Source organism: Saccharomonospora halophila 8, assembly GCF_000383775.1.
Classification (GTDB): Bacteria; Actinomycetota; Actinomycetes; order Mycobacteriales; family Pseudonocardiaceae; genus Saccharomonospora; species Saccharomonospora halophila.
Map to the genome: position 1 here is coordinate 3,741 of NZ_KB912517.1, position 3,448 is coordinate 7,188.

Here is a 3,448-nt window from a genome sequence, read left to right on the forward strand (position 1 = left end):
CATACCAGAGCCGTCCCGGCGGCACAGATGCCGACGGACACGGGTGCGGGCCGCGCGGCCCGGGACAGCGCCCGCGCGGTGAGCGTGCCCGTGGCGCCACCGAGGGCACCCGCCAGGAGGCAGGTCGGGAACCAGTGCATGCGGGCACCGTGCCGCCGCGCGCGGCGATGGGCCACCGGAGTGTCGCACCGAACGGACCGTTCGCGTCCGGTCCGTCGGATCTCACCCGATGGTGTGGTCCGGAAGCGCGTTCAGGGCCGGTCGCCCGCGGCCGGGTCCACCCGGTGCCGCCCGCGCCGCAGGGTCGGTGTGAGGAGGACGAGCCCGAACACCACGCAGGCCGCCTCGGTGATCACCCCCCAGAGCTCCGCCCGCGTGGCGAACCGCTCGTGCACCCCGAAGAAGCCGACCGTCAGCGACAGCACGTACGCGGCCAGGGTGGCGACTCCGAATCCTACCGCCGCGAGCGCGGAGAGCGGATGCCGCGACACCACCACCGCCACCGCGATCACCACCCCCGCCACGACATTGACCAGGAACAGCGGCCCCACCACGGCGGTGTCCCGCGCCCAGTCGAGCCACACGGACAGGTGCACCCAGGCCGACCCCAGCAGCCCCGCCGCGACGAGGCCGCGCAGAACCCGTTCGACAAGCACGGGACCGCCTCCGTTCCGGTGTGCGGGGTTCCTCCGCGCACACGTCACCGGTGGCATGGTCCCGCACGCGCTACCGTGGGGCCATGAGCGGACGGAACCATTCCCGGCGCACGGTGCTGACCACGGGTGCCGCCGTCGCGGGTGCCGTCGCGGGCGGCGCCGCCCTCACCGCCTGTGGCGGCTCCGGACCGGACGGGGGCGCGGACGGCCGGGACACCGGCGACGTTCCCGCGGGCACGACCCTGGCCACGCTGGACGAGGTTCCGGTGGGGGGTTCGATCCCGGTCACCACACCCGACGGGAAGGAGGCCGTCGTCTCCCGGCCGTCGGAGTCCGCGGTCGCCGCGTTCAGCGCGGTGTGCACCCATCAGGGCTGCACGGTCCGGCCGGACCGGGCCGAACTGCGCTGTCCGTGCCACGGCTCCACGTTCGACGCCTTCACGGGTGCGGTGAACCGTGGTCCGGCGGATCGCCCGCTGCCGGGCATCGACGTCCGGATCCGGGACGACCGCGTCGTCACCGCCTGACACACCGGACCGGCCCTCCGGTATGCCGGGACCTCACCCCGTCCAGTGGAACAGTACGTCGGACGCGGTCACGCGCCCGACGTCGACCAGGTCCGCCAGCACCGCACCGGCGGCGTCCAGCGCGACCACCGGCACCACGGCCGAGTAACCCGCGGCCCGGACGTCCGCGGGAACCCATCCGACGACCGGGTCCCCCGCGCCCACTCGCGCGCCCCGGGCCACGCGCGGGGTGAAACCCGCCCCCTGCTGTCCGACCGTGTCGATGCCCAGGTGCACCAGGATCGCCCGACCGTCGTCGGCCTCGATCACGAACGCGTGTGATCGCACGGTGGTCACGGTGCCCGCGATCGGGGCGCAGGCGGCGCCGTCCCCGTCGTCCGGCTCGACGGCGGCCCCGGGACCCACCAGGCCCTGTGCGAACACCGGGTCCGGCACGGACTGCAGCGGCACCGCCGTGCCCGGGACGGGACTGAGCACCCGGAGGTTCCCGGCCGGTGTCGGCGGGTTCACAGCAGGTCCCGGATGTCCTCGGCGACCGTGTCCGCCTCGGGCCCCACCACGACCTGCACGGCGGTGCCCGCCGTCAGGACGCCGTGTGCCCCGGCCCGGCGGAGCGCGGCCTCGTCCACCACGGATCCGTCCCGCAGCTCACAGCGCAGTCGCGTGATGCATCCCTCGATGTCGAGGACGTTGGCCGCGCCCCCGAGCGCCGCCAGGATCGTGGCCGGTCTGTCGTCCGCCATCACGGGCCTCCCCCGGTTTCCGGCCGCCACCTCCCCGCACCGGTGAGCCCTCGAACGGCGGTTGACACCGGATCGTGTGGCGGAGCACTCTTCGAGTGGTCCAGACCATACCGACCGTACCAAGCGGGACCCGTCCCTGGCGAGGACACGGGCCGGACCCGGGCCCACGTCCGTCCGGCACTCCCGCACCGCGCACGCAGGGAGGTCGCCCGTGACCACGACCACCGGGACACCGAAGCGCGGGAGCCGGGCCTTCGCCGCGCTGCAGCGGTTCGGCCGCAGTCTCATGCTGCCCATCGCCACGCTGCCCGCCGCCGGGCTGATGTCGCGGCTGGGCCAGGAGGACATGCTCGGCGGATGGCCCGCCACCGAGGGTGTCGCGGAGGTCCTCGCCGCGGCGGGCGGCGGTCTGTTCGACTGGCTGCCGCTGCTGTTCGCCGTGGGCATCGCGGTGGGCTTCGCGCGGAAAGGCGACGGCTCCACCGGTGTCGCGGCCGTGGTCGGGTTCGTGGTGTTCACCCGGGTGGTTCAGGTCTTCGCCCCGGTCGAGGAGATGCGGGGCTACGATCCGGGCTGGCTGACCCGGCCGATCACGTGGCCGTACAGCGTGCTGTCCGGCGTGGTCGTCGGGCTGGTCACGGCGGTCCTGTGGCAGCGGTTCCACCGGGTGAAGCTCCCGCCCTACCTCGCGTTCTTCGGCGGGCGCCGGTTCGTGCCCATCCTGAACTCGTTCGTGCTGCTGCTGCTCGGAGTCGCCTTCGGGCTGGTCTTCCCGCCGATCGACGCCGCCCTCAACGCGGCGGGCGAGGCGGTGACCAGCGACGCGGTCGTCGGCGGCGGCGTCTACGGTGCACTCAACCGGCTGCTCATCCCGGTGGGCCTGCACCAGCTGCTCAACGTCCCGGTGTGGTTCGTCTTCGACGGCGGTGACCTGAACAACTTCTTCGACGGCGACCCCGGGGCGGGCGCGTTCATGACCGGGTTCTTCCCGATCTTCATGTTCGCGCTGCCCGCCGCCGCGCTGGCGATCTGGCGGACCGCGCGTCCGGCGCAGCGGACGATGGTCGGCGGGATCATGGTCTCCGCCGCGCTCACGGCCTTCCTCACCGGCGTGACCGAACCGATCGAGTTCTCGTTCATGTTCGTGGCATGGCCGCTCTACGTTCTGCACGCGCTGCTGACCGGACTGTCGATGGCACTGGTCAACGCGCTGGACATCCACCTGGGCTTCTCGTTCTCCGCGGGCGCCATCGACTTCGTGCTCAACGCGGGCGCTCCCGCCGCCGACAAGGCGTGGCTGCTCATTCCGATCGGTCTCGGCTACGGGGTGGTGTACTACCTGCTGTTCCGCTGGGTGATCCTCCGCTGGAACCTCCGCACGCCGGGTCGCGAGGACGACGGATCCGGCGGTTCCTCCGTCGACACGGACGGTGGGGTGAGCGGCGAGGAGGCCGGGGGCGACGGCCGCGCGGCGGACCGGGAGACGGCCCCGGACCCGGACACGGCACCGCGCGGGCAGGAC

Annotated in this window: 5 protein-coding genes; 2 read left to right on the forward strand and 3 right to left on the reverse strand. The window is 73.4% G+C overall.

Annotation, left to right across the window (positions count from 1 at the left end):
* Nucleotides 1–251: 251 nt before the first annotated feature.
* Entirely contained in the window at nt 252–656 is a 405-nt protein-coding gene (locus SACHA_RS0107475; RefSeq protein ID WP_019808459.1) for a hypothetical protein, read from the reverse strand.
* Nucleotides 657–739: 83 nt separating this feature from the next.
* Between SACHA_RS0107475 and SACHA_RS0107480 the strand changes: the two genes are divergently transcribed.
* On the forward strand, nt 740–1,183 hold the full coding sequence (locus tag SACHA_RS0107480) for a QcrA and Rieske domain-containing protein (RefSeq protein ID WP_019808461.1): 444 nt from the start codon (nt 740–742) through the stop codon (nt 1,181–1,183).
* A 33-nt stretch (nt 1,184–1,216) separates the two neighbouring features.
* On the opposite strand, the gene SACHA_RS0107485 is transcribed toward SACHA_RS0107480, so the two are convergent.
* Together SACHA_RS0107485 and SACHA_RS0107490 are read right to left on the reverse strand one after the other, a co-directional pair.
* Nucleotides 1,217–1,660 carry a PTS sugar transporter subunit IIA gene (locus SACHA_RS0107485; protein ID WP_232211833.1) on the reverse strand — a complete coding sequence of 148 codons (444 nt, stop codon included), beginning with the start codon at nt 1,658–1,660 and terminating at the stop codon, nt 1,217–1,219.
* A 29-nt stretch (nt 1,661–1,689) separates the two neighbouring features.
* Nucleotides 1,690–1,926: a glucose PTS transporter subunit EIIB gene (locus SACHA_RS0107490; protein ID WP_019808465.1), complete on the reverse strand. Its 237-nt coding sequence runs from the start codon at nt 1,924–1,926 to the stop codon at nt 1,690–1,692.
* Between the two features lie 211 nt (nt 1,927–2,137).
* Between SACHA_RS0107490 and SACHA_RS20840 the strand changes: the two genes are divergently transcribed.
* Nucleotides 2,138–3,448, forward strand: a 1,311-nt coding sequence (locus SACHA_RS20840) for a PTS transporter subunit EIIC (RefSeq protein WP_019808467.1), incomplete at its 3' end; no start/stop codon positions are given.

Excerpts from the sequence above, each read along its gene's own strand:
- SACHA_RS0107480 (WP_019808461.1), top strand. The coding sequence starts at position 740 with ATGAGCGGACGGAACCATTCCCGGCGCACGGTGCTGACCACGGGTGCC.
- SACHA_RS0107490 (WP_019808465.1), bottom strand. The coding sequence starts at position 1,926 with ATGGCGGACGACAGACCGGCCACGATCCTGGCGGCGCTCGGGGGCGCG.